This window comes from Flagellimonas eckloniae, from assembly GCF_001413955.1.
GTDB classification, from domain to species: domain Bacteria; phylum Bacteroidota; class Bacteroidia; order Flavobacteriales; family Flavobacteriaceae; genus Flagellimonas; species Flagellimonas eckloniae.
The window spans coordinates 2,617,617-2,644,305 of sequence record NZ_LCTZ01000002.1; the positions used below are offsets into that span (position 1 = coordinate 2,617,617).

Genomic DNA, 26,689 nt, shown 5'->3' on the forward strand with positions numbered 1-26,689 from the left:
CCATTCAATAGTTTTCCAAATCACCGAATTCCACAAAATCAAATTGGGGTGAGGCTTCCAAAAATTGTCGCAGTATGGCTGCGTGTCCATTGCCCATAACCACTAAAATTCTATCTTCAGTACTTTCAGTCAGTTGTATGATTTTGGAAAAAATACGTGCATTCCTGTTGTACCACCAAATGGAAAGATTGTCCGCTCCCTGAACATCTCCTGCAGTAAAATTTCCTGTGAGATAAGTGCCATAGTTTGCATTGTGCGATTCCCTACTGTTGATGTGCTTAAAAAAATCCAATATATGTACTTTATTGAGCATCTTCTCTCTGTAATTCAACCATTCTTTAGCCATATCCCAATATGGGTCTTGGGCGTTCCAATCAATTTTATTTGTAATTGACTTTAAAAAAACCGAGTCTTTTTTATACAGGTCTTGACTTAGGGAATGTACATCAATACTATATAATGTATCCATACTAAAATCATTGACAATTCGCATTGCAAGCTGATAGCGTTCATCCCTTTTATCCCTGTGCATTCCAGATTTATATTCCCGAAGCTTTGAAGTAGCATTCCATTTTGGTCTAGCTTCAATGGCCACTTTAGTAGGTTTAAATCGTTTAATGTATTCAACCAGTTCTGCTACTTCACTTTTCTTGGGTTCTTTTAGCACATCGATTTTATCCTCCTCCATCGTTTTAAAGCTATCCAATCCAGGATAGTGAAAATGAAAAGACCCAACCACAAGTACCTGTGCTCTTTCTTTGGGAAAAAATTCAGAAGGTGGTTTTATGCTTATTTTTTCATCATTGTCCTTTACTTGACCAAATGTCATTGAACAACATAAACAAAAAAGTGTGGAAAGGTGAAGTACTCTCATCTTATAGAATTTTATAATTCAAAGAGTAAGACACTATAAATTTGTTACAGTAAAAAAGAACTAATCAATTTTTTTGCTCCATTCATCGTATCCCCCAGAATAGTCATAAATTTTCTTGAAACCTCTTTGCTTTAATAATTCAGCAGCGCGATTGCTTCGCCCACCTTTTTTACAATAAAGGTAAACCGGTTTGGCTTTATCAAGTGTGGAGATTTGTTCTAAAAATGTTTCTTTCTGATTTATGTTGAAATTCAAGGCATCAGCTATATGTCCATTTTCATACTCCGGTTGGGTTCTCACATCTATCAACTGTACATTTTTGCCAATACCATTCTCCTTAAGTGTTTCTTTATCAATTTTTTTGATGATTTCTTCCTGCTGGGATTGACATGAAACAAGTTGTAAAAAACAAAAAACGAATACTATTGTCTTTAGTATACTTTTCAAAACGATAGCTATTTTAGGGTGGTGGGACACACAAAATCTGTAACTGAAATCCCAGCGTCCTTGATTGCCTTAAAACCTCCTGCAACATCAACAAGGTTATGAATGCCTCTGCTTTTAAGGATTGATGCTGCAATAACACTACGATACCCTCCGGCACAATGCACATAAAAGGTTTCTTTTTCAGGAAATTCCGCCAAATGGTCATTGATGAAATCCAATGGAGTTAATTTGGCACCTTCAACATGTTCTGCGTTAAATTCCGTTTCCTTCCGAACATCAAATACGGGAATCCCATTTTCCAAACGTGCCTTAAGCTCATTTGCATCTATGCTTTCTACAGTATCTTCTTCCTTTCCTGCATCCTTCCAAGCTTGTATACCTCCTTTTAAATAGCCAAGGGTGCCATCAAAACCTACTCGTGAAAGGCGTGTAATGGTCTCTTCTTCTTTTCCTTCAGGAACCACCAAAAGAATGGGCTGTTCAACATCTGCAATCAATGCTCCCACCCATGGAGCAAAGCTTCCATCCAATCCAATAAATATAGATCTGGGCACATGTCCTTTTACAAAATCATTTTGATGTCTCACATCTAAAACTATTGCTCCAGTTTCGTTTGCAGCCGTTTCAAAAGCATCCGGTGTTAAGGCTTGTGTGCCTCTTTGTAAAACGTCATCAATATCCTCATATCCTTCCTTATTCATCTTTACATTCAAAGGAAAATATTGTGGTGGTGGCAATAGGCCATCGGTGACCTCTTTTATAAATTCTTCTCTGGTCATGTCTGCACGTAGAGCATAATTCATTTTTTTCTGATTTCCCAACGTATCCACGGTTTCCTTCATCATATTCTTTCCACAAGCTGAGCCAGCTCCATGGGCTGGGTAAACGATAATATCATCGGCCAAGGGCATTATTTTGTTTCGGAGGCTATCAAATAAAATCCCGGCTAATTCTTCCTGGGTCATATGGGCTACTTTCTGGGCCAGATCAGGTCTTCCTACATCTCCCAGAAATAAGGTATCCCCACTAAAAATAGCATGGTCCTTTCCTGATTCATCTTTCAGTAAAAAGGTGGTGCTTTCCATAGTATGTCCAGGAGTGTGAAGCACTTTTATAATCAAATTTCCCAACTTAAATTCTTGCCCATCCTCTGCAATGATGGTATCAAAAGAGGGGTTTGCATTTGGGCCATACACAATTGCTGCTCCTGTTTCTTTGGAAAGTGTCACGTGTCCACTAACAAAATCGGCGTGAAAATGCGTCTCAAAAATATACTTTATGGTAGCTCCATCTTCTTTAGCTCTTTTTATATAGGGTTTCACCTCTCTTAAGGGGTCAATAATGGCAACTTCTCCTTGGCTCTCAATATAATAAGCTCCTTGTGCTAAGCACCCTGTGTATATCTGTTCAATTTTCATATTTTCTAATTTTATTTCAAAGATATTTTGCCCAATCTACTTTTACAGTTACTAAAGTTACAAATGCTTTGTTCTGGATTGTAGTGAAATTTTCTCTTGAATCTCACTTCTTCCCTTTTGGTTGGAGCAGCAATCAACTGCTTCGAAGGTCTGTACAAAAAGGTTTTCTTTTCCAATAACATCAATAAGTCCACTGCTATAAAAAATATCCCGGGTTGGTCCAATTGCTCCGGCAATCAAAAACTGAATGTCCTTTGAATGTAAATCTTTCACAATACGTTCCAACATTGCAGCAGCGCTACTATCAATATAATTGATTGCCTCAGCATTTAGAATGACATACCTCAGGCCCACTCCTTTTAAGTCAATTTGTTTGTACAATTCCTTTTTAAAATAGTCCTTGTTGCCAAAATAAAGTTGGGCATCAAACCTAAAGATCAATGTATTGGTATTTACCTCGACTTCTTCTTTAAAGCGGGCCACATTTTTGAAATAATTTGTTCCTTGTATTCTTCCCAACACGGCTATATGCGGATTGGATATGCGATACACCAATAACAAAAGTGAGAGTAAAACCCCTAAAACTATTCCTTCTATCAAACCAATAAAAAGGGTCATTAAAAAAGTAATCGCCAATAGGAAAAACTCATCTTTTCTATGTTTGAAAAGGTCATTTGGATATTTAACATCTATGAGCCCTATCACGGAAACGATGATTATTGCACCGAGGACCGCAGTTGGTAAATTGTAAAAAAGCGGTGTCAAAAACAAAAGTGTACCTGCAATGATGACAGCACTAAAGATTAGTGTCATCCCTGTTTTGGCACCTACTTGCTCATTAACGGCGGTTCGGGAAAAACTTCCAGATACCGGAAAAGATTGAAAGAGGGACCCCAAAAGATTGGAAAGTCCGAGTGCCCTAAGTTCTTGGTTGGCATCCAGTTCATACTCTGCATGTTTTTCTTCAACGGTTTTCCCTATGGAAATGGATTCCATAAATCCAAAAAGGGCGATGGTTATAGCTATTGGTACTAATGAACCAAGTTCTGAGAGATGGATATTAGGGACTTTTAGCATGGGCAATCCTTTCGGAATTTCACCAACAACTCTCACGCCTTTTGCTTCAAGACCAAGAAATACTGCTGCAACTATACCTAAAATGACCAGTATGAGTGGAGTAGGTATCTTTTTGCTGATTCTGTTCATGAGAAGTATAAAAAGGATTGCTCCCAGGCCCAACAAAAGAACATATATATTGGTTTGATTTATGTTTCCAAAGATGTTTTCGAGTAGGGTATGAATTTTACTTGACTGGGCAAACTCAATTCCCAAAACATGCCTCACTTGCCCCAACCCAATTAATATTGCAGCGGCAGAAGTAAACCCACTAATAACTGGCTTGGATAAGAAATTGACGAAAAAGCCCATTTTCAAAAAGCCCAAAATCAATTGAATCCCTCCAATAATCAAAGTTAAAAATAGGACGACTGAAATATAGTCTTGGATATTGGAAAGCTGCAAAGCGCCAATCCCTGCTGCAACCAATAAGGAATCCATAGCTACGGGACCTACAGCCAATTGTCTTGATGTTCCCGTAAGAGCATAAATAAATTGTGGAACCAAGGCGGCATAAAGCCCATAAATAGGTGGCATTCCCGCAATCATTGCGTATGCCATTCCTTGCGGAATCAGCATAATACCAAGGGTGGCACCAGCAATTAAATCGTTATAAAAGAAGGAACGATTATACTCTTTTATCCAAGATAAGATTGGAAAATACCGTTTGAACATTTAGCACTTCTTTTTGCAAAAATACAGTGTTAACTACTGTTTCTTAGTAACAAAAGAGACAAAAGCTATAAATCTACAATTACAATATGGTTTCTGTGGAGTTCCAGTTTTTTCATTTTTTCCAGCTTTTTCAGTAATCTGGAAACTACAACTCTTGAGGTGTGAAGATCATACGCAATTTCCTGATGCGTACTTCGAATGCGGTTATCATTGGTAACTTCTGATTTCTTTTTAAGGTATTCCACCAGCCGCTCATCCAAATTTTTAAAGGCAATACTATCCACTGTATGCAACAATTCGTTCAGACGATTATGATAGCTTTCAAAAACATAGTTACGCCACCCCTTATATTTTGCCATCCACTCTTCCATTTTTTGGACAGGGACCATAATAATTTTTGTTTCCGTTTCCGCAATGGCCCTGATTTCACTTTTGGTCTGTCCTAGACAACACGCCATGGTCACAGAACAGGTTTCTCCTTCTTCCAGATAATATAATAGCAATTCATCGCCTTCTTCATCTTCACGCAAAACCTTAATTGCCCCATTAAGAAGCAATGGTATTGCTCTTACATAGTTTCCAATATCCATTATGGTTTCACCTGCAGTTATTTCATGCAATTTCCCGGTCTGGGCAATTTCATCAATCAAAGGTTGTTCAAATTGTGCTCCAAAGGTGTTTAGAAGTTCCTCTTTCATAAAGCAAAAATACCCATTAATAAGTAGTTCACCCATGAGGAAAATACAGTTGGAAACAGAGCTTTTAAAAAACCACACTTTGGCGGGGTCCAGACAATCCACCAATGACCAAAATATGCCCGTAAGCTTACCCTTTTTTGACGATGTAAACTTGGCTGGTTGATTATTGGGTTGAAAAAGGCTCACACTTTTTTTGATAAACCTCTTCAGTAACCTTCTAAAAATAGTCCGCTACACTTAACAATAATATAAGTTTAAGTTAACACCGCAAGTTTTTAAAAACAATCACATCTAAACTTCTAAAGTCCCTAACACTATGTGTGTCAATGCCTATTAAGAATTTAAGATTCAAAAAAAAGTGGCCCATGAGTTAACATACCAATTCAATTAATGGGAGAAACAATCGGGACGTAAAGTTTACATAACATTGAAAATAGCACAAGACATAACACAACTGACCCAAAAATTATCCCCTATTTCTTTGGAAGAAATGGACGAGGTGAGATTGATGAAAAGAACAGACACCAAGTTTGTAATTCATGAAAAAGATCTGCCCTCCATTCTGGAAAGCATTCAAAATCAATATAGGATTCTTGAAACGGACAAACATAGGATAATCACCTATTCGTCATTGTATTTTGATACACCCTTAAAAAAATTCTATACGGATCATCACAATAAAAAAATCCGTAGAACAAAAATTAGAATTCGAAAATACGTGGAGTCCAATACTTGTTTTCTTGAAATTAAACAGAAAGATGGCAGAGGAAAAACCACAAAAACAAGGACTTCAATAGATGAGATTACACCAAGTTTATCCACAGATTCTTTGGAATTTATTCAAAATACAACAAAGAGAACTTTTGAGCTTGAACCCATTATTTGGAACAAATTCAATAGGATCACATTGGTCAGTAAAGCAGCCAAGGAACGTTTGACAATCGACTTAAATATATCTTTCAAAATAAATAACTCGTTCAAGACCTACCATAATCTGGTAATTATTGAGGTGAAGCAAGAGCGCTTTAATAGAAATTCATCCATAGTACAACAATTAAAATCCAAACAGGTAAACCCTTATAGTATTAGCAAATATTGCATTGGAATGATAGGTGTTTATGATGGTTTAAAATACAATCGGTTTAAGGGCAAACTAATTAAAATCAACAAAATAACCGCTTAATAGACAAAAGAATATGGAGTTTTTAGATATCCCCCTTTTTGATGATGACTTTTATAAAATGCTATTCAGGTTCGTCATCAACTTTACATTTTTAACCCTTATAATCCGATGTATTTATTATCCTTTTGCCAAGCGAAAAGATTATGTATTCACGTATTACCTAATCAGCGCTATAGTGTTTTTCCTATGTTTTACGCTTAAAAAATATGAGCTGGATATTGGAATGGCTCTTGGGCTTTTTGCCATTTTCGGGATTATTCGTTACAGAACGGATCCCATCCCCATAAAGGAAATGACCTATTTATTTGTGGTTATTGGAGTATCAGTCATAAACTCTTTGGCCAACAAAAAAATGAGCTATTTCGAAATTGTTGGTGCAAATATCCTCATCATTTCAATCCTTTTTTTGATAGAACGCTATTGGGCCTTAAAACAGGAAGAATCCAAATCCATTATCTATGAAAATATTGAAAATATAAAGCCTGAGAATTATGAGACACTAAAAAGTGATTTAGAAAATAGAACAGGTCTAAACATAAACAAAGTGACCATTGGTGAGGTAGATTTTTTAAAAGATACGGCAAATGTGACCATTTTCTATTTCAATGGGAAGCAATAAAAAGTAGTTTATGAAGAGTATAAAGCCGTATAAGAAGAGTTTTTTCTTTAGAACATTACTGATAAGTATACTATGTATACATACCATTCACTCACAAACCGAGGACACCAATGATTTGGAAAGCTGGAATTCAATCACCGTAAGGTACAAGCCCAATAAGAAATGGAGTTTTGAACTTCAAGAGCAATTACGATTGGATGAAAACATTTCAGAAATAAGTGAATATTTTACCCAGTTGGGTATTGAGCGTTCCATCACCAAAAACTTTGATTTTGGTGTTGGCCTCCGGTTTATAAGGGAAAATGATAATGAAGGAAGCATCCAAGGGTATGAGAATCATTTTAGGTTCCATTTGGATGCAATGTACAAACACAAGCTAAAGCGTTTCACACTTAAATATCGTTTACGATATCAAAATAAAAATGACCTATCAATTTCAACTTCTGAAGGTGATTATGCAAAACAAAACATACGCTTTAAAGCTGGTATGGAATACAATTTTAAAAACTGGAAGTTGGATCCCAAATTTTCGGCAGAACTGTTCAACCGTTTTCAAAAAGAAGACGACGATAACGGATTCAGTAAAATAAGATTGACGTTGGGCACAGATTATAAATTTAAAAAACTTGGAAAGCTTGGTCTGTTTTATCGTATTGAAAAAGACTTGAATGAAACAATTCCAGAGACTACCAACATTATTGGTTTAAAATACATCTACACAATTAAAAGCAAATAACTATGAAAAAAGCAATTTTTAAAATAGCAGCTCCTTTGAGCATTATACTTTTTGCAGCCTTTCTATTCATTGGCTGCTCGACCAAAGAAATAGTTTTGGACGATGAGGAAGCTGAAGAACAAGCAGAAGAGAATACTGATGTTGTAATCGATGATACCGATTTTGTGGCAACAGATTGGACCATAGATACACATAGCAAGGACGCCGACCCCAATTTTGATGCAGTATTTCCTGATGATGAAGTGAAAAGATTGGACATTGTTATTTCAGAAGATAACTGGGATGTCATGATTGATGATATGACCGATTTGTATGGAAATTTTGGAAGTGGGAGAGCTGGTAATGATTTTTCTGATGAAAATCCGGTTTTTGTTCCTGGCTCTGTTTTTTATAATGATATTGAATGGTATAAGGTTGGTGTGCGTTTTAAAGGCAACTCCAGTTTAGCAAGTAGTTGGGGTTCAGGCATTTTAAAACTATCATTTAAATTGGATTTTGATGAGTTTGAAGATGATTATCCCCAGATAGATGACCAACGTTTTTACGGATTTAAAAAGCTGAGCCTTAAAAATAATTTCAATGATGAATCCATGCTACGGGAAAAGGTAGCCGCCGATATATTTAAAAGCGCAGGATTAGCTGTTTCGCATACTGCATTTTATCAGGTTTATGTGGACAATGGTAATGGCCCTACCTATTTTGGATTATATACTTTGGTCGAAGAGGTGGATGATACCGTTATTGATACCCAATTTACAAGCAATGATGGTAATGTATACAAACCGGATGGCGATGCGGCCACATTTGCGTCAGGAACTTATGACGAAGATGAGTATGAAAAGAAAACAAATGAGGATGAAGCTGATTTTTCGGATGTTGAAAGCTTATTGACCATCATTAACTCGTCTACCAGAACAAGTGATGCAGCTACTTGGCGATCAAATTTGGATGCCATTTTCGACACTGATAAATATCTAAAATATTTGGCCGTAAATACCATTATTCAGAATTGGGATACTTATGGTAGAATGACACACAACTATTATCTATATAACGATCCTGAAACGGGAAAATTAACATGGATTCCATGGGATAACAATGAAGCATTCCAAACTGGTAATCAGGGAGGTGCCCTACCCTTAGATTTTTCTGGGCTTAATGCAGCTAGCTGGCCATTGATTGGTTATATATATAATGACCCAGTTTATAAAGCTACGTACGATGCCTATGTACAGGAGGTTATAGAGGGGGCATTTGAGACAAGTACGGTACAAGCATTGTATAACACGTATGCAACATTGGTTGAATCCTATGCCACTTCCGAAATATCCGGATACACCTTTTTAGAGTCAAGTTCAGATTTTCAATCTGCGGTTTCAATACTTGAGTCGCATGCTGCAAGTCGGGCTTCGGCGGTAAGCAGTTATTTATCAGCACAGTAATTCTTATACGTCAACTTGAGTGTTCAGTGGAATACTCAAGTTGATTTACCCAAAAGGTGCTTCGAGAATTAATTGATTTTCCTTTTTTTGAACCAAAGGTCTTCAAGGCTCAAATTTAGTGTAAGTAGGTGGTAATCCTCTTTAATGAGTATATTCTGAATTTGCCCTTTTGAGCCATATCCATACGAAAAATTGAGCATGGAATTAGTTCCTTGACCTATTGGAAGGCCAATCCCCGCCGTAATAGTATAACCATCTATTTTGGAATCATTAATTGCCAAATACCCATTGTCATAATTAAACCCAGCTCTATATCGTATCCTATTCTTGTATTTAAAGCTCGTTGGGTCTTTCATATATTCCAGACCAAAAGCGTAAATATCCTGGTCCACATAGTTTCCAATATTCTCCGCCTGTCCCGTATTGTTCCAAAAATTTCTCTTGTAATCTGTAGTTACGATTAACGTTTTAAACAGTTTAGCGCTTATTCCAAAACCAAGTTCCATTGGCATATTAAAATCGGAAGTAGTATCCGTTTCCTCATCCTCCACGGTAACTTCCGCTCCATCCAAAACCTTTATTACGGAACGTTTTAAATTGCCTGTTAAACTTGTTGGAAATTGGATTGTACTCCCAAAGGTTATCTTTTCCGAAATGTCATACTGCATACCCAAACCTAATCTAACGCCACTGTAATTGGTAGCTTCTGTAAGTTGAAAAGCACTATTGGTTGTTATGAAAGCCTCGTCTTCCTCAATATTGCCAAAAAGAAACGAAGCACTTACACCCAAGCGTAATTTATCTATTATCCCGTATCCCAGATTCAATCTAAGGTCATTCAATCCACCCAAACCGGACACATTACTTTCAAAGGTTTCATTGGTCCCTTCAATATTTGTTTGGAGTCCTACTAAGGAATATCCAACATCGCTATAGGGCACCATAGTAATTCCAGCTCCCAAACCGTCCGTTATTCGGAACGCAAATGCCAAATTGGAAAAGTTTAATGTGGTCCGGGTTTCATCAGTGCCTTTATTGCTAAAATTATTATGCTCCCCCATTACCCCTATATCATAGAAAAAGGAATTTTTCGGGATCAGTGCAAAGTTTGAAGGATTCAAATTATTGATCTCCGTTTCCGTTTTCAATCCAATTCCCGTATAGCCCATACTATTGGATCTTCCAATACTGGTTTGGTTTATTATCCCCAACCCGTACAATGAATATGGAGAGCTTGTTAAACCTTCAGATTGTCCGAATGAATAGGTTATGGATAACACTACACCAAAAAATATTTTACCACTAATACTCTTATTCATCTTCATCATATATAGCATAGGTTAGCTCTAATGTTGTTTGGTAGTCAGCGCTGTTGTTTCCATTCAAAACAAATCTGTCCACTGTGGCGCTATAGTCACTTGGTAAAAGAATTAGTGCTTCGTTGGTTTCCCTTTCGGCCTGAAGTAGTTCTTCAATATAACTGCCCAGGTAGACCTCATAGTAGATGTCGTTGAATTCTTCATCATCGGTATTTAGTGTTGCCAGAATGGTTGAACCATCTGAAGTAAATAGTTGCCCGGTGAGGTCATTGTTTTGATCAACTAGATATACAGAGATATTGTCCCTTAACGGCAACTGATCATCATAAGAGCCTTCTGTAGGTTTTATTTTAAGGACAGCATCTAAAATGGTCCCGGTTCCAGGAATATCATATATGGATTTTATATGTGGAAATTGAATTCTTGTGGCTATCCCAATACCTGATTGTATATAACTCTGATTTTCCGATTGGGAACTCTCCAAGTTTATTTCTTGATCTGTAAGACTTTCTATATAGGTGTTTGCATCTTCCGCAGTAATCTGATTATAGAAAGGCATGGGAGTGGTTGAGGTGTTTATTGTAAAATCCAAATACTCCTGAATCCGTTCATCTTCAACAGAAGTGCTAAAATAGAGGCGCATTAGACTTGAAGTAATTGAAAAGCCCAGTACGGAACCATCATCGGCTTCATCTGGTTTAAATACAATACCTTTTAAATACTCCGTAAACTCATCAGAATCTGTGATTGTTTTTTCCTGTAGGTTTTCAAAAAGCGCTATTCCAAAGCCATCATCAATTTTAATTTCCAAAGAATCTGTTTGCAGAGGCCTTGGAGCAAAGCTTATAAAACCAAGATCGTCATCTTCATAAGAAATTGTGCTGGTGTTGTAAAAACTAGTGTCATCCGCAGGCTTTAATTGCTCATTCAGTTTCTTAATATGGATGCTATTTTGCTGAAGGGTATCATTATAATAGTATTCATCATAATTTAAATAAAAGACAATACTGTCATATTCCGCCTCAGCATCAATGGTATAAGAAGAGGGCAACAGCTGTGCATAACTGGAACTTTGAACTGTTCCAAAAACAGGGTCTGTGTACTTGCCCACCAGCATCCGGGTGGCTTGAGAAGTTATGATGCTGTCAAATTTCATTGTTGATATTTCTACCGTACTTGTATCAACCAGTACTACACGAATATTACTATCAGTAAAAACATCACCTGCAACAAAATCTGTTGTCAGACTGTCTTCATTGCAGGCTATAATCATTAACAATACAATGATCAGCAAACCTATTTTCTTTTCCATCCTTTTTAATTTGAAGTAAAAATAGAAGGCATGTTCAAGCATTAAAACCGAGATAGACCATCCCAGTTTTTTATAAGATCAAAACCAAAAATTTCTCTACAAAATGGCCTTCTGGGTTGGTAGATTAAATACGCCTATTCATACGTTAAAAAACCCATTTTATCTATTTCGGTTTCAATCTGGAGTGGAGCACCTTAGTTTTGGGTCAAATAATAATCTTTACCATATGAAAAGAATAAGACAACCTTTCAAAATAGTGTCAATAATGAGTTTGACAGTTCTTTTCCTTACAAGTTGTTCCAATGATGATGAGGATGAGGATTTGGGTAATTGGGTTGACAGGTCCGTTTTTGATGGTAGTCCGCGGAGTGGCGCATCAAGCTTTACAATCGGAAATACCGGGTATATAGCTTTAGGGTATGATGGGGACGATTACCTTAATTCTGTTTGGGCATATGACATGGACGGAGACTTTTGGTCCCAAAAGGCAGATTTTCCTGGAGTGGCCAGAAATGCAGCGGTTGGCTTTGAAATTGATGGAACTGGATATGTAGGTTCCGGATATGACGGATTGGACGAACTGGGAGATTTTTATTCCTACAATCCAAGTGCCAATACATGGGCTGAAATCGCAAGCTTATCAACCACCACACGAAGAAGTGCTGTAGCCTTTGGAATAAACGGGTTTGGTTATTTTGGAACGGGTTACGATGGTGAAAACGACCGTAAGGATTTTTGGAAGTATGATCCTTCCACAGACTCATGGTCAGAACTTGTTGGTTTTGGAGGTGATAAAAGAAGGGCCGCTACCACCTTTACCATTGGGAACAATGTTTATTTGGGAACTGGGGTATCCAATGGAAGTTATTTAGATGATTTTTGGGTTTTTGATTCCACCACGGAGACCTGGACAAGTAAATTAGATTTGGATGAAGAAGATGATTATTCCATTACACGAAGCAACGCAGTTGGGTTTACCATAAGTGGATATGGTTACATTGCCTGTGGCGAACTTGGAGGTACAGCAACATCGGTATGGCAATATGATCCATCAGATGACACTTGGGAAGAAAAAACCAACTTTGAAGGCGCAAGTAGACAAGATCCCATTGCATTTTCCAATTCATCTAGGGCCTTTGTGGGACTTGGACGAACGGGCAGTCTTTATTTAGATGACTTTGATGAATTTTTCCCTTTTGAGGAATATGACGAAGATGACTAGGATTTAATAACTTTTTGATTGATGCTGTTTTTAGTTAATTCAATGGGGTTGTATTAAAAATACAGCCCCATTTTGTTTAAATTATAGAAAATGAAGTGGTTCAGCCTTACAATTCTACTGCTACTTTTTATAGGTTTGTTGCTTTATTTGATTTCCGAACGTGGAACAAAAGAGAAAAAAAGCGAGTTCAAGGTCCAAGTTGTTGCCACAGAGAGTGGATTTGGTTACCAAATACTTAATGGAGAAAAAATACTTATTAAACAAGATTTTATCCCAGCTGTACAAGGAGACAAACCATTTGCAACTGCCAAAGATGCCCAACTAATAGGAAACTTGGTCGCTCAAAAACTATCAAATGGCGAAAGCCCAGTGGTACATTTAAAAGAGATTGAAAATCTAAATATTACCTTACCATTAAACTAATACGAGCTAAAATGGGGAGTGAAAAAAGACGGGTTCAACAAGTATTACTACATCTTGTCTTATGGCTTACTTTCTACAGTATTTGGCTATTTCCTTTTATTACCCAGTCAAGACCCATGCCCCCAAACTTGCCCATTCGTATGGTGTTACTGGTGTTCTTGTTTTATTTCAATTATTTTTTCCTCGTCCCCAAATTACTACTCAAGAAAAAAACGCTCATCTATTTATCGGTTTCAACAGCTATCGTGTTAGGTCTTGTTGTTTTGATGCTATATAATTTTCCGGAACAAGAAATTTCCAGGCAAAACGGTCCTAGACCGCCATTAAGTCCATTCGCCAAGTATACAATCGGATTGTATGTTCCCTTTGTAATAAGTACGCTCTTAAAAATTTATACTGAATGGAGAAAAAACGATGATTTACGCCAAATAGTGGAGAAAGAAAAGATAAACTCAGAGCTTCAGTTCTTAAAGACCCAATTGAATCCTCATTTCCTATTTAATTCATTGAATGCCATCTATTCCTTATCCGTAAAAAAATCTCCTGATACTTCGGATGCCATTATTAACCTATCCGAATTGATGCGTTACATGCTTTATGAAGCCGATAAAGGTTTTGTTCCCTTGAAGAAGGAACTGGAATACATTCAAAACTTTGTAAAGCTGCAACGCCTTAGATTGTCCGATAGTGAAAATGTAACCCTGAAAATTTCTGGAGAATATCGAGAAAAAATAATCCCTCCCTTACTGTTTATTTCCTTTATTGAAAATGCCTTTAAATATGGAACCGATTTTGAAGGAAAGACCAATGTCAAGATAAGCCTTTCTATCAAAGATGATTCTTTACACCTATATGTAATGAATAAAATTGGGGCTTTCAAAAAGAAGTCTAAAAACTCTGGTGTTGGACTTATCAATATTAAAAATCGTTTGGACTTGCTGTATCCAGATTCTCATGAATTAATTGTTTCTGACGACGGTAAAACCTATGAGGTAAATCTCACCCTAAAACTATAACTATGAGATGTATAATTATTGATGACGAGCCTTTGGCAATAGATGTCTTAACCGAATATTGTGCAAAACTGGACTTTATGGAAGTTGTTGGCACGTTTACAAATCCCTTGGAATCCATTACAACTATCAAAGACAGTAAAATTGACCTTATTTTTTGCGATATAGAATTACCCCAGATGAGTGGATTGGATTTTATAGGTTCTTTGGAAAACCGTCCCTTCTTTATTTTTACAACAGCCTATTCGCAGTATGCCGTTGAAGGGTTTGAACTTAACGCAGTTGATTATTTGGTCAAACCAATTCCATATCACCGTTTTATAAAAGCGGTTTCCCGAGTAAAAGAGCTTATGTCCTCCGCTAAAAAACCAATCGATGCCAATGTGTTCTCATCCCATGGCGAAACCAATGAGGCCAAGAAATTCATTTTTGTGAAAGCGGAATATGAAAGTATTAAAATAGATTTGGACAGTATTGAATATATTCAAGGATTAAAGGATTATTTAAAGATTCATATTGTCAACACCAATAAAACCATATTGACTCTTATGAGCTTTAAAGAGATGCAGGATAAACTCCCCTCAAATCAGTTTCTTAGGGTTCATAAATCATTTATAATAAATGTGAATTTCATTAAAACCGTTCAGAGGAATAGAATTGTTATACGAGACATGCATATCCCGATTGGTGAAAGCTACAAAGCGGAATTTTTCGCTGTTCTAGGCTTGTAATCCACTAATAAAACAAACGAGATTGTTTAGTATTTAAAATCGGCGATTGCTTTCTTAATCCCTTTTTCTTTAATGGTTTTGTAGGCTTTCAAATAGGTTGATACGAAGTTTTTTGAATCCCTCAGGTTCCCAAATACAGCTTCTATTCCTAAAAATACAATTGGGTTCTCTTGTGCCTCCTTTGCTTTTTTATACAATAAGGTCTCCATTACATCCATAATTTCAAGCTGTGATTCGTTTTCATCTTTCCCTAAACTATAAATGGCCCAAGCGGCAATGACAAATGCCGAATGACTAAAATTCTCATCATTGGCTATTTGATACTTAACCGTTGGCAAAAGAAACTTGGGAATCTTTGCAGAGCTTTCAGAACATATTCTGGAGACTTGATCCTTTATATTCTGATTTCCGAACCGCTCTATCAGCGAAATTTTATATTCTTTTAGATTGATTCCTTCCAAGGTTCCAAGTGAAGGAGTTGCTTCTTTATCCATAAACGTAGCAAGAAACGAGGCAATCTCTTGGTCGTTCACCACCTCATCAATGGTTGAATACCCAACCAACGCGCCCAAAATTCCCAATATGGAATGCCCGGCATTGAGCAAGCTCAGCTTCATTCGTTCATAGGGGGCCACATCATCTACAAACTGGGCTCCCATTTTCTCCCATGCTGGTCTTCCAGAACAAAAATCATCCTCAATGACCCATTGTCGGAAGGGCTCACAAACCACGGGCCACTCATCTTTGATCCCTGTCTCTCTCAAAAGCAGTTCAATATCTTTTTGTACGGTCACAGGGGTAATCCGATCTACCATGCTATTGGGAAAGGAAACCTTGTTCCGTACCCATTCCACCAAACCAGGTTCGGCTTTCCCAATATAGCTCAATACCATTTTCTCAGTGATATGGCCATTCCCTTGGATATTATCGCAGGATTGAATAGTGCAACCCTGCGTTCCCCGTTCCTTTCTTAGCTTAAAAGCTTGTGCCAGATAGCCAAAAATGGTGCTAGGAAAGTTGGGATTCTTTAGGTCGTGTTGTATGTTGGGATTATCAAAAATGAACTCTCCTGTGGCTTCATCATAATTATAGCCTCCCTCTGTAATGGTAAGACTAATAATTTTCGTTTCATGATTTGCCATTTTTTCTATGACCGCTTTTGGATTTTCAGGTGCAAAGTGATACTCTACTAAAGATCCTATGACCCTAATGGAAAGAGACCCATCCAATTCCTTTATAATCAAGGTGTACAATCCGTCCTGTTTTTTTAGAACCTGATATATTTTGTCATCAAAAGGTAACAGGGCTACACCACATATTCCCCAATCATTGGATTTGCCCTTTTCCAGAAGTTCATCGGTATAGAAAGCCTGATGTGCTCTATGAAATCCGCCCACGCCCACATGTACAATTCCCGTTTTAATATCACTTCTGTCATACGAAGGACAGGAAACTTGACCAGCAATACTTGGCAGGTTTTCTTGGTTAAGAAAAATCGTTTTTCCCATTATGCCTGTATTTTATTTTTTCTTTGCATGGCCCAATATGCTGTAATAAAATAGACGATGGTACAAACAAAGGCATACATATAAAATATTTCCCTATTTGATGTGTACATGGTTACATCCTGACTGGCAAACATAGTAATCCCCGCAAGCACCAAAGTTATGCCCAGTGATATAAGGGCAATAGTTTGAAGCAATTTTGTGAAAAGCGATTTGTCCGGAACTAGGACAGGTTCTTCTTTAGCCTTTTGTTCTTGATACATTTCGATATTCCTAGTACGAACCTCTTCTTCTTTTTCTTCAACCGGATATTTTTGCTTAGCTCCAAATTTGGATGCCAATAGTGTGTACATCAAAATGGTGAAAATCCAAGTGGGAATAAACAAATAGTAAAATGACATTACATTTAAAAAATCCAACCCAAATCCAAAAATAAGACCCAATACCCAGGAAGCTATGGCTGGAGTACTTGTGGTAAGTTTTTTATAGGAAGACCAATAACGTGTTAATCCTATTTTAGGAAAAATCTGGTGTTCGGCAAATACAATGGCACCCACAGGTACCACCAAGAGTCCTGCATAAGTGAGAAGAGGCAATATCTGGGTAAACACAAAAGGAAAACAGGCAACAATTACGGTTACCAGACCAACCGCCAGCGTGGTTGTTTTTCTGGAATATTTTGTAAATATGGCTTGTGCTGCCAAGCCGGCGCGGTAAAGGTTGGCATTGGCCGTGGTCCAACCGGCAACAATTACAATTACAAATCCAGACCATCCCAAAGCGTAGTAAGCCACATCTCCCGGGTCCAATTCCACAATGGATTTTCCAATAAGTACAGCTGTACCAGCTCCCATAATTCCTGCTGCGATCCAAGCTATATAGTGCCCAAAAAGCATTCCTGAACTTGTGGTCCATCCGTAGGATTTCTTTTTTGCATATCGAAGTAAAGCCATATCAATAAGTCCAAAATGGGTGATGGTATTGGCCGCCCATGCAAAGCCAACCACTTCCAACAATCCTATCCCAGATTCACCATCACTGTTGGTCCCAGTCCATATAGATTGGTTCCCGATGGTCATGAAATCTTCCCATCCACCTAACATTGTTTCTCCAATTACTTCTAGGGACAAGGCGGGCATAAGTACCAAGGCACCACTGGCAAACATGGTAAATAACCAAGGTGCGCAGATTCCCGAAAATTTTGATACGGCATTGAACCCATAGATTGCCACAAAAACCACAACAATTCCAACAATCAACACTACCAAAACGAACCATACATTGGTAGGATACCAGTTGAGTTGCGCAGGAATGTCAAAAGCAAACCGAACCGCCGTTGACGACACTGTAATCATGGCTGCCGATATGACCGTAAAAATGATGACATTAGCCCAATTATAAAGCTTGGTCATCTTATCTCCAGCTATTTTATTGAGATAGGTGTACAAGCTCATCCGCGTTTCTACGGCAATTGGTGTGGTAATCAAACTCCAACTTAAAATTGCCAGAACATTACCGATAAGCAAACCCAATATAATATCCATGGTTTTTGCCCCCAAGGCAACAAAAGTGGCTCCAATAACAAATTCGGTGGCAGCAACATGCTCACCTGCATAAAGCCCCAGAAAGTGACTCCAATGATGTAATTTATGCTTGGCTACGGGTAGTTGTTCCTCATTTAGATTTTCGAATTGTTTAAAATCGTTGGTGTCGCTCATGACTTAAAGTTGTTTTTGGCTTATGGTATTTAGTGCTGTTTGAATTTATAAAAATTAATCCCATTTCTTTTCTACAGCATACTATTTTATACTATAGCTTTCTGCAAAAAAGAGAGATCCTGTTAATTATGAAGCCCTTTCCTTCTTAAATATTCCAAAACTATTTTGGGTCGATCCGTTTGGATAATGTTCGTTCCCTGATCAAGCACCCAACCCAAATGCTCCTCTGGATTTTCTACTATTTTTTCATCCGTATGGCCTGCAGAATGAAAAGGTTCCAAAGTATTCATCCAAAGCCATAGTCCTTTGCTTTTAGCTTTGGGTATTATTTGCAACAAGGTATCCTGTTCTGATAATGCTCTAGTCTGCAATATGACCGACCGGGTATTGACTACAAAAGTGCCCAGGTATTTCTCGGGGTTTTTAGTGTCATGCTTTATCTTGGGCATGTACATTACACTATCAATTAAGCCACCTGAAAGCTTTTGTAACTTTTCATAAGGGTAGTAGCTGCTAAAAATAGTTTGGTCTAAAGTTTTTGTCTTTTTAAGAATAGGGTACACAAGGGGTATATGGTCTTCTCCTTTATCTATATTTATCAAAATTTTTCCCTTTACTTTTCTTAATGCCTCTTCAAGTGTGGGAACTTTATGGGTTGTTAAATCGTTTAGCCCGTCTTCCAGATTACAGTTTTTCAAAGAATCATAGGTCCTATTCTTCACCAAGCCCGTACAGTTTGTTGTACGATCTAAATATTTATCATGCATTAAAATAGGGATGCTATCTGAGGTTACTGCAATATCGATTTCAACAATGTCCACTCCCATTTTTATGGCCATTTCAATTGCCTGCAATGAATTTTCCGCGCCATTGCGCCAATCTCCCCTATGTGCAGCAACCATAATATAATTTTCAATTGGTTGATGTAGCATTTCTTTTAAGGCCTCAAAAGAACTTACCTTGGTTGCTTTTAGAATTTCTGCTTTTGAAAGGCCTTTGATCTCCAAAAATTTTCTCGCATAACGCAAACCAAGTAGTCGCTGGGATCTACTGTCAAAATGATGTTCATCAAAATTAATGAGCCCATCTGATTCAACTAAATGTGAATTGGGCACCGCTACTTCCATTTTTGAAATCTCTTTCCGTATGTTTTTATAATTAGCATTCCATAGCCCCAATTGCCCGCAGATCAAAGGGAGTTCTGGACTTAGCAAATCGGTCCTGTAATCAGAAATAAGTGTCTTCAAATTTGCAAGGTATCCACTATAATTACTTCTATTTGATTCACCCTGATGCCAAATAATTGCTTCTAAACTAGCTGAAGGTTCTTTTTTTTGAGCCTGCATTATTCGTGCTATTGTTTTTTTGTAATACTGCGAAGCATCTCCTTTCATAAAACGTTCAATGGCGGTTCCTCCTCTCGCGTTTACCACAAGTAAAATGGTATCTTTTGGATAAGCATTGTGCATGGCCCTTGCAAAAGTATATACGGGACCAAGTCTTTGCATATGGGCCTCTTTTCTAATGTTTGAATACAGGTTAAGTGGATTTTGGGCAGATACAAAATTCCCTTTGTCATCCAAAATATAAACATTGGAAATACTTTTAAAATCCAATTCCGTTATGGCAGATCTACCTGCCATGTTAGATTGGCCCGAAAAAACAAATAGTTTTTTTTGGGCCCTAGCACTTGGTAGTGAGAACAGTGCAATAGTAATCAGGAGAATGATTGATTTAATCCATGTTTTTGATCGGGAACAATATAAAGTATAGAAACTTCGTACGAAATAGTTCATCATTTTGTCTTGGCTTTCAATTTAGATTGTGGCAATTTGTTTTCTAAGAATAGTTCTAAAATTCGGAATAAAAAGGCGTAACATAACAGGTATGTTACGCCTTTAAAAAAACTAACTCAAAACTAAAATTTTAATATCCAGGATTCTGCGTAAGATTTGGATTCGCCTCTATTTCTGTTTGAGGTATTGGCAATAATTCATTCCTGTTTGCAGTAAAGCCTCGCTCAACGGTGGCATCCTCTTCAACAATTGTATTAATTATATTATCGGCAAGACCCAAAGTAACCAAATCGAACCAACGCTGACCTTCAAAAGCAAGCTCTACTCTCCGCTCATGGATAATCTCGTCTCTCAAATCACTTTGGGAAAGTCCGGCCAATCCAGGTAATCCTGCCCTATCCCTCACCAAATTGAGTGCCGGATGTCCGTCTCCATTCGTTTCGTTCAAAGCTTCCGCCTGCATCAATACCAAATCGGCATATCGCAATACGGGAACATCCAATGTTCCTTCATTAAAAGTTGCTGAAAAATCGGTAGATACAAATTTGTACAAAAATAGATTTGTTGCCGTTCCTGGTGAATTGCCCCCTACAAAACCGCCTCCGTCTGTCCCATCATAGGTTAAACCAGCAAAAGTAAGTCCCTCGTGCATAATATTTACACTTAATCTGGGGTCTCTGCCAACATAGGTGTCATCTGTGGGATTATAATCTGAACCGTCTGCATAATCATAAGCATCTGCAAAATTTTGATGAACATACATGACCAATACACCAGCTTGCCATGAATATCTTTCTAGATATGAGTTAGATAAGTCTATGGAATTAAATTTTACTGAGAATATGAATTCAGAATTTCCTTCATTGGCTTCGGTAAATAGTGACTTATAATCATTGGTGGGCGTATCCGTATCAAATAAATCATGCCCTCCACTGTCTGCCACAGCTATGGCGTCATTTATTGCGGTCAAAGCATCCGCCCAAGTTTTATTACCAATTCTTGCTTCATACAACATGACTTTAGCATGTAAACCCAAAATAGCTTGCCTGGTTAATCTGCCGTCTGAAGATGTTGTGCCTAAAATAGCGGCAACAGCAACAAATTCATCTAAAACAAATTCAATAACGATATCACGACTAGTCCTGCTTATTTGTAGAGCCTCATCTCTACTTATGGAAGTTGTGATAAATGGCACATCACCAAACAAGTACACTAGTTTCATATATGCCAACGCACGTAACCCTCTTGCTTCTGCCTTAATCAATTCCAAATCACTACTAGGTATTCCATCTACTCCATCAGCATTATCCAATAATAAATTTGCTCTTTGTATTAATACATAGGCATCTTGATAATTATCTATAAATGAAGCTGCAACTTCAACTTGATTCCCAGCGGCAAAATTAAATACATCAGGTGCAAAGTTTGGAGCTACAATACAATTATCGCTCAACCCATCCAACAATACTTGTTCTCCATACATCCCCTCAAGCTGTAAAGCATCATAAATACCATATAAACCAGCATTTAAATTTTCAGGAGACGTATAAAAAACATCAGAACCAACAGAGTTTAAAGGGTCTAATTCTAGATTATCGCATGATACATAAGCAACCAGTATCAGCAATACGTATATTTTTACAATTAATTTCATAATATCTTTTTTTAAAATTTCAGGTTAAGTCCAAGGGTAACAACTTTGGCCTGTGGCAATGTAGCCGCAAAGTGATTGGTAAATGCATTTCGTTCAGGATCTAAATCATCCAATTCTGATTTGGTCCATAAATTTTGTCCACTTAAATAGATCCTTAAATTGTCAACAGATAGCTTTTCAAGAATGGATTCGGGCAAAGAATACCCTACTACAATATTTTTTAGGCGTAAAAATTTTCTATCGATAATCCAATTGGAAGTCTGTGCAAGACCGCCAACGCCTTCAATGGTATTTCCGTTCCAACCTTCTCTGTCAACGAAAATTCTTGGTACGATATTACTACGATTCTCTTCCGTCCATCCATCTAACCAGTATTCCCTTAAACCAGAGTGTCCAAAATTACCGGTATATCTATTGACCAATGAATTTGCAGTGCCGATTCCTTGGAACAACATTCCCAAATCCCATCTTTTATATTCAAAATCAAAGTTGAATCCATATAACCATTCTGGATTGGGATTACCGATTACGACCATGTCATCCTCATTTATTGCTCCGTCATTATTTTGATCTGTATACTTAATGTCACCTGGACGTGGCACATTACTTCCCAACCAGGTAAAATCCAATGGTTCCAATAAATTACCGCTATCATCAAAATCCTCTACTTGGTAAATACCACCAAATTCATGACCGTAAAAAGAATTAATAGGTTCTCCCCTGATCCACCAGCCTTGACCAACTCGTCTTTGATCATCTGGCCCTGCCAAACTTGGATCTACTTCAAGAACCTTATTTTTAACGTGGGTCACATTTACACTTGCCGACATTCTCAAATCGCCAATATTATGACGAGCACTAAGGGTCAAGTCCCATCCTTTATTTTCAATTGATGCCGCATTCACAGAGATATCGGAATCAATACCCGAGGTAAGTGGGTTTGCTAAATCTGTTAATATTCCTGTACTTTCTTTGATAAAATAATCCGCCTCTAGTGAAATTTTTCCATTAAAAAATTTCAAATCAACCCCAACATCAGTAACAGTTGTTTCTTCCCATGCCAAGTTTGGATTCCCTAATTTGCTTAAGGAAGCTCCAGATACACCATTATAATCGGACCCCAAAACTACTTCAGAAGCATATGGGTACAAGTTTGTACTTTGAACCCCTAGTTTACCCCACGACCCTCGTAACTTGAAATAAGTAAAGAAGTCACTTTTCCAAAAATTTTCATTCGATACTACATATCCAACAGATAAGCCGGGAAAGGTTGCCCATCTACTTTGTGAACCAAATCTTGATGAACCATCACGCCTAATATTTGCCTCTAGCAAATATTTATTTTTGTAGTTATAATTTAATCTGCCAAAAACAGATTGCAATGCCCATTCACCATTATAGTTGTTTATATCGACTGCTTCTGTACCATTACCAACTCGCACCAAAGAAGTTGACCCAAATCCTTTTTCAAAAGTTGCAATTCTTCTAATACTTGAAGTCTCTTCATTGGCTCCTACTAGAAAGTTAAAATTGTGGTCTCCAAATGATTTTGTATAAGTGGCTTGAAGCCAGTTGGTACGATTTAGTATTGTTGATTCTCTAGCAATTAGCAAACTTCCAGCTTCACGCACTGCAGTCCTATTTCCAAATCTGTCATATTGTTCGTGTTCTAAACGTACATCTTGATACGATTCTTGTTGGAAGTTTAATGCAGAGGTATACCTAAGCTTAAGGCCTTCAATAGGTTCGTACTCTACAAAAGCATTCCCCAAAAACTCATTTCCATCAATATTTACCCATTGATTATCAATAAGGGCTTGCACGTTGTGCCTTTGAGACCTTGTTGATTCACCACCGGTTCCACCATATCTTCCAAACTCATCAAAAACAAAACCATTGGGAGCACTTACGTTAAGTATGGTAAATAAAAAGCTTCCTTTATTCCCATCATCCGAAAAACTTGGAACAATCCCTTCGCCTTCAGGTATACCCCGTTGCGAACTATTAGCAGGAGCATCATTCTTGGTTGCTTGGCGGTTTTCACTATTGATAAATGATAGAGATGTCCCTATTTTTACCTTACTGCCTAAATTAACGTCTAAATTTAATCGTGTATTCAACCGTTTTAAAAAGTAATCTCCTTCCAAAAAGCTTTTTTGATCTAAATAACTTGTAGACCATCGATACTTCACATTTTCGGAGCCCCCAGAAATGGATAAATCATTGTTTTGTATGGATCCGGTATTCACATAATCCCCAAGCCAATCCTTGGAGCCCAAAGCTGAAATCTCGTCGATTAACTCCGGTGTAAAAGGATGGGTTCTACCAGAATAAGCAGCAGCCTGAACATAAGTTTCCAAATAGGTTCTTGTATCTGTTACAGTATTGGCCAAAACAGTTGGAGATGTTATGCCATAGTACGAATTGAAACTCACTGAAGGCTTGCCTGTTTTACCTCTTTTCGTTGTAATGAGTATAACTCCATTTGCAGCTCTCGTACCATAAATAGCAGCTGAAGCGGCATCTTTTAATACGTTTATGGTTTCAATGTCGTTAGAATTAATACTATTTAGCGGGCCTTCTATCCCGTCAATTAAAACTAATGGGTCAGAATTATTCAATGTTCCTACCCCCCTTACATTAATTGTAGCATTGTCATTACCAGGTTCTCCAGAATTGGTATTAATATAGACCCCAGATGCAACTCCTTGTAATGCTTGCGACCCCTGGGTTATTGGTCTTTTATTAATATCATCACCTTTTACACTTACAACTGCTCCTGTTAGATTAGCTTTTTTCTGCGAACCATAACCAACCACAACAACTTCATCTAGTTTTGCTGCATCTTCTTGTAATATGATATCTATGGTAGCTTGCCCATTTACTGCTATTTCTTTCGGTAAAAAACCGATATAGGAAATTACAAGGATTGGGTTTTCAGTGGAAAGCTCTAAAGTATAGTTTCCATCAAAATCGGTCTGCGTACCATTGGTGGTCCCTTTTTCAACAACATTGGCTCCAGGAAGTGGTTGACCATTCTGATCTGTAACCGTTCCGTTTAGCGCTGTTTGCTGTTTGTCATTTTCTATAGCTTTTAGGTCTGACAATTTTGAGATGTTTCCTTTACGTTTAACTAAGTATACCAATCTGTCATTAATATTGAACGTTGTATTGGTGCCTTTAAGAATGCGTTTAAGAATAGTGCTGATTTTTTCATTTTCAGCAGTAATTGAAACATTTCTTTTTAAATCAACATCTTCTAACTTATAAATAAACCTGAATTCAGTAGTACTTTCAATTTTATCGATAAGCTGTGCTACTGTTACGTTGTTTAATTCCAGAGATATATTGGTTCTTTGGCCATAGGTATCATTTGCTTTCATTGAAAACAAAACAACAATGATAAATAAGGCACTCAATTTCATTTTTAAATCGAATTTCAACAAGGGCAGACGCCTTCCTGTTGGGGTAAGAAGTTTTTTCATACTTTTATAATGTTTATACGTGGTTATACTTTTTAGTAGAATCACTTTAATACAATCGGGAAATGCTGGTAACATTTTCCGATTTTTTTATTTCTATTTTTTTTAGAAATTTTAAAGTGACACTTATTAAATGGTAAATAGGTGTTATGTCATAGTCTATTGTTTAGTTTATAATTAGTTCATTGTTTATTAAGCTATATTCTATATCGTAATTTTCCCTTAAGCTTTCTAAAACTTTGGACAAGGGCTCATTTCCAAAACTGGCATTGAATATTTTATCTGATAATTCTTTGTTGTTCATTACGATTTTGATGTCATAATGCCTTTCCAATTTTTTCATGATATTTTTGAAGGACATATTTCTAAAAACCAACTCGCCTTTCATCCAAGAGGTATAAATATCTGTAATCACCTCTTCAGTGCTAATTTGCTCTGTTGATTTATTGTACTTAGCCTGAAAGCCGGGCTCAAGAATGGTACTTTTCTGTGAATCGTACGCAACACTATTGGAATACAGGCCAACAGAACCTTCTACAAGTACAATTTCCGTTATCTCATCTTCAGGATATGCATTAACATTGAATTGTGTGCCCAGTACCCGTACATTTAAATTGTTTGCGCTAACAATAAAGGGATGAAGTGGATTTTTGGCTACATCCAAGTAGGCTTCACCAGTTATGAATATTTGTCTATCCTGTCCTTTGAGAAATTTAATAGGATATTTTATGGAAGATCCAGCATTTAAATGCGCCTTGGTACCATCCGATAACTGCAGCTCAAAGGTCTTGCCATAGGGTACTCTTAACGTATTAAAAGCTATTTCCTCAACAAAGCTTTTGTTGTCATATACCAATTGATTGCCATTCTGCTGGCCAATTAAATTACCATCTTCATCAAGGATACGGGTTGCGCCATTTTCTTCAATAACTTTTATACTACCATCTTCAAGTTCTAGTGTAATGGCATTTTCGGGAATTAATCCTGACGAGGTAGCAGAGGTATTTTGAAGATATAAGTATCCCGTGGCTATAAGACCGATAAATATAGCCGCAACTGAAGCTGCTAATCTCCATGTTTGGGTCTTTGCTTTCTTATTGGAAACCATGTCAATTCCAGACCAAATAGATTCTTGAAATTGAGCTTTTTCCGCATTATTTTTAAAATTGATCCCTTGGCTCCTTGATTTCAGTTCCTCCTCGAATTTTTCAAGAATTTTGGTCTCATCCTCAGATAAGGTGCCTTCGAGGTATTTATTAAGTAATCTTTTGAATTCTTGTTCTTGCATAAAAATTGGGCTACAAGA

The 26,689-nt window shown here is 37.3% G+C and carries 22 protein-coding genes; 9 read left to right on the forward strand and 13 right to left on the reverse strand.

Annotated features, from left to right (window positions below; genetic code table 11):
- Positions 1–4 precede the first annotated feature (4 nt).
- From AAY42_RS11180 to AAY42_RS11200, 5 genes are all read right to left on the reverse strand, one after another.
- The gene (locus tag AAY42_RS11180; protein ID WP_055395206.1) at positions 5–874 is read right to left on the reverse strand and encodes a DUF5694 domain-containing protein; all 870 of its coding nucleotides are present in this window, start codon (positions 872–874) and stop codon (positions 5–7) included.
- Between the two features lie 60 nt (positions 875–934).
- Positions 935–1,321 carry a rhodanese-like domain-containing protein gene (locus AAY42_RS11185; protein ID WP_055395208.1) on the reverse strand — a complete coding sequence of 129 codons (387 nt, stop codon included), beginning with the start codon at positions 1,319–1,321 and terminating at the stop codon, positions 935–937.
- An 8-nt stretch (positions 1,322–1,329) separates the two neighbouring features.
- On the reverse strand, positions 1,330–2,739 hold the full coding sequence (locus AAY42_RS11190; protein ID WP_055395210.1) for an MBL fold metallo-hydrolase: 1,410 nt from the start codon (positions 2,737–2,739) through the stop codon (positions 1,330–1,332).
- A gap of 57 nt (positions 2,740–2,796) precedes the next feature.
- The gene (locus AAY42_RS11195) at positions 2,797–4,530 is read right to left on the reverse strand and encodes a SulP family inorganic anion transporter (protein WP_055395212.1); all 1,734 of its coding nucleotides are present in this window, start codon (positions 4,528–4,530) and stop codon (positions 2,797–2,799) included.
- A 65-nt stretch (positions 4,531–4,595) separates the two neighbouring features.
- Complete coding sequence (locus AAY42_RS11200; protein WP_055397899.1) at positions 4,596–5,228, reverse strand: Crp/Fnr family transcriptional regulator; 633 nt, start codon at positions 5,226–5,228, stop codon at positions 4,596–4,598.
- Positions 5,229–5,262: 34 nt separating this feature from the next.
- On the opposite strand from AAY42_RS11200, the gene AAY42_RS18575 reads away from it, so the two are divergent.
- The 5 genes from AAY42_RS18575 to AAY42_RS11220 all read left to right on the forward strand — a co-directional run bounded on the left by AAY42_RS18575 (position 5,263) and on the right by AAY42_RS11220 (position 9,208).
- On the forward strand, positions 5,263–5,391 hold the full coding sequence (locus AAY42_RS18575; protein ID WP_262491955.1) for a hypothetical protein: 129 nt from the start codon (positions 5,263–5,265) through the stop codon (positions 5,389–5,391).
- Between the two features lie 264 nt (positions 5,392–5,655).
- The gene (locus AAY42_RS11205) at positions 5,656–6,411 is read left to right on the forward strand and encodes a polyphosphate polymerase domain-containing protein (RefSeq protein ID WP_139063724.1); all 756 of its coding nucleotides are present in this window, start codon (positions 5,656–5,658) and stop codon (positions 6,409–6,411) included.
- Positions 6,412–6,424: 13 nt separating this feature from the next.
- Positions 6,425–7,030 (forward strand): DUF4956 domain-containing protein, encoded by a 606-nt coding sequence (locus AAY42_RS11210; RefSeq protein ID WP_055395216.1) that lies wholly within the window; start codon positions 6,425–6,427, stop codon positions 7,028–7,030.
- 10 nt (positions 7,031–7,040) lie between these two features.
- A complete protein-coding gene (locus tag AAY42_RS11215; RefSeq protein ID WP_055395218.1) occupies positions 7,041–7,766 on the forward strand; it encodes a DUF2490 domain-containing protein in 726 nt (241 codons plus the stop codon).
- A 2-nt stretch (positions 7,767–7,768) separates the two neighbouring features.
- On the forward strand, positions 7,769–9,208 hold the full coding sequence (locus AAY42_RS11220) for a CotH kinase family protein (RefSeq protein ID WP_055395220.1): 1,440 nt from the start codon (positions 7,769–7,771) through the stop codon (positions 9,206–9,208).
- 68 nt (positions 9,209–9,276) lie between these two features.
- Here the strand turns inward: AAY42_RS11220 and AAY42_RS11225 are convergent, their stop codons facing one another.
- Together AAY42_RS11225 and AAY42_RS11230 are read right to left on the reverse strand one after the other, a co-directional pair.
- Entirely contained in the window at positions 9,277–10,527 is a 1,251-nt protein-coding gene (locus tag AAY42_RS11225; RefSeq protein ID WP_101956448.1) for a BamG family beta-barrel-assembly machinery protein, read from the reverse strand.
- A complete protein-coding gene (locus AAY42_RS11230) occupies positions 10,520–11,839 on the reverse strand; it encodes a DUF4270 family protein (RefSeq protein WP_055397901.1) in 1,320 nt (439 codons plus the stop codon). Before AAY42_RS11230 ends, AAY42_RS11225 begins: the two co-directional genes overlap by 8 nt.
- Positions 11,840–12,104: 265 nt before the next feature.
- On the opposite strand from AAY42_RS11230, the gene AAY42_RS11235 reads away from it, so the two are divergent.
- The 4 genes from AAY42_RS11235 to AAY42_RS11250 all read left to right on the forward strand — a co-directional run bounded on the left by AAY42_RS11235 (position 12,105) and on the right by AAY42_RS11250 (position 15,228).
- Complete coding sequence (locus tag AAY42_RS11235; protein ID WP_245625616.1) at positions 12,105–13,061, forward strand: Kelch repeat-containing protein; 957 nt, start codon at positions 12,105–12,107, stop codon at positions 13,059–13,061.
- Positions 13,062–13,151: 90 nt separating this feature from the next.
- On the forward strand, positions 13,152–13,484 hold the full coding sequence (locus tag AAY42_RS11240; protein WP_055395224.1) for a DUF4907 domain-containing protein: 333 nt from the start codon (positions 13,152–13,154) through the stop codon (positions 13,482–13,484).
- Positions 13,485–13,495: 11 nt separating this feature from the next.
- Positions 13,496–14,500 (forward strand): sensor histidine kinase, encoded by a 1,005-nt coding sequence (locus AAY42_RS11245; protein ID WP_055395226.1) that lies wholly within the window; start codon positions 13,496–13,498, stop codon positions 14,498–14,500.
- Positions 14,501–14,502: 2 nt separating this feature from the next.
- The gene (locus AAY42_RS11250) at positions 14,503–15,228 is read left to right on the forward strand and encodes a LytR/AlgR family response regulator transcription factor (RefSeq protein ID WP_055395228.1); all 726 of its coding nucleotides are present in this window, start codon (positions 14,503–14,505) and stop codon (positions 15,226–15,228) included.
- Positions 15,229–15,254: 26 nt separating this feature from the next.
- Here AAY42_RS11250 and AAY42_RS11255 read toward each other — a convergent pair whose 3' ends face one another.
- From AAY42_RS11255 to AAY42_RS11280, 6 genes are all read right to left on the reverse strand, one after another.
- Positions 15,255–16,736, reverse strand: coding sequence for a mannitol dehydrogenase family protein (locus tag AAY42_RS11255; RefSeq protein ID WP_055395231.1), 1,482 nt, complete (start codon positions 16,734–16,736; stop codon positions 15,255–15,257).
- Positions 16,736–18,451: a purine-cytosine permease family protein gene (locus AAY42_RS11260; RefSeq protein WP_055395232.1), complete on the reverse strand. Its 1,716-nt coding sequence runs from the start codon at positions 18,449–18,451 to the stop codon at positions 16,736–16,738. The genes AAY42_RS11255 and AAY42_RS11260 overlap by 1 nt, the downstream gene beginning before the upstream one ends.
- A 122-nt stretch (positions 18,452–18,573) precedes the next feature.
- Positions 18,574–20,250 carry a sialate O-acetylesterase gene (locus AAY42_RS11265; RefSeq protein ID WP_082433408.1) on the reverse strand — a complete coding sequence of 559 codons (1,677 nt, stop codon included), beginning with the start codon at positions 20,248–20,250 and terminating at the stop codon, positions 18,574–18,576.
- Between the two features lie 127 nt (positions 20,251–20,377).
- Positions 20,378–21,901 carry a RagB/SusD family nutrient uptake outer membrane protein gene (locus AAY42_RS11270; protein ID WP_055395236.1) on the reverse strand — a complete coding sequence of 508 codons (1,524 nt, stop codon included), beginning with the start codon at positions 21,899–21,901 and terminating at the stop codon, positions 20,378–20,380.
- An 11-nt stretch (positions 21,902–21,912) separates the two neighbouring features.
- Positions 21,913–25,386, reverse strand: a complete 3,474-nt coding sequence (locus AAY42_RS11275) for a TonB-dependent receptor (RefSeq protein ID WP_055395238.1) — start codon at positions 25,384–25,386, stop codon at positions 21,913–21,915.
- 163 nt (positions 25,387–25,549) lie between these two features.
- Positions 25,550–26,671 (reverse strand): FecR family protein, encoded by a 1,122-nt coding sequence (locus AAY42_RS11280; protein WP_055395240.1) that lies wholly within the window; start codon positions 26,669–26,671, stop codon positions 25,550–25,552.
- Positions 26,672–26,689 lie beyond the last annotated feature (18 nt).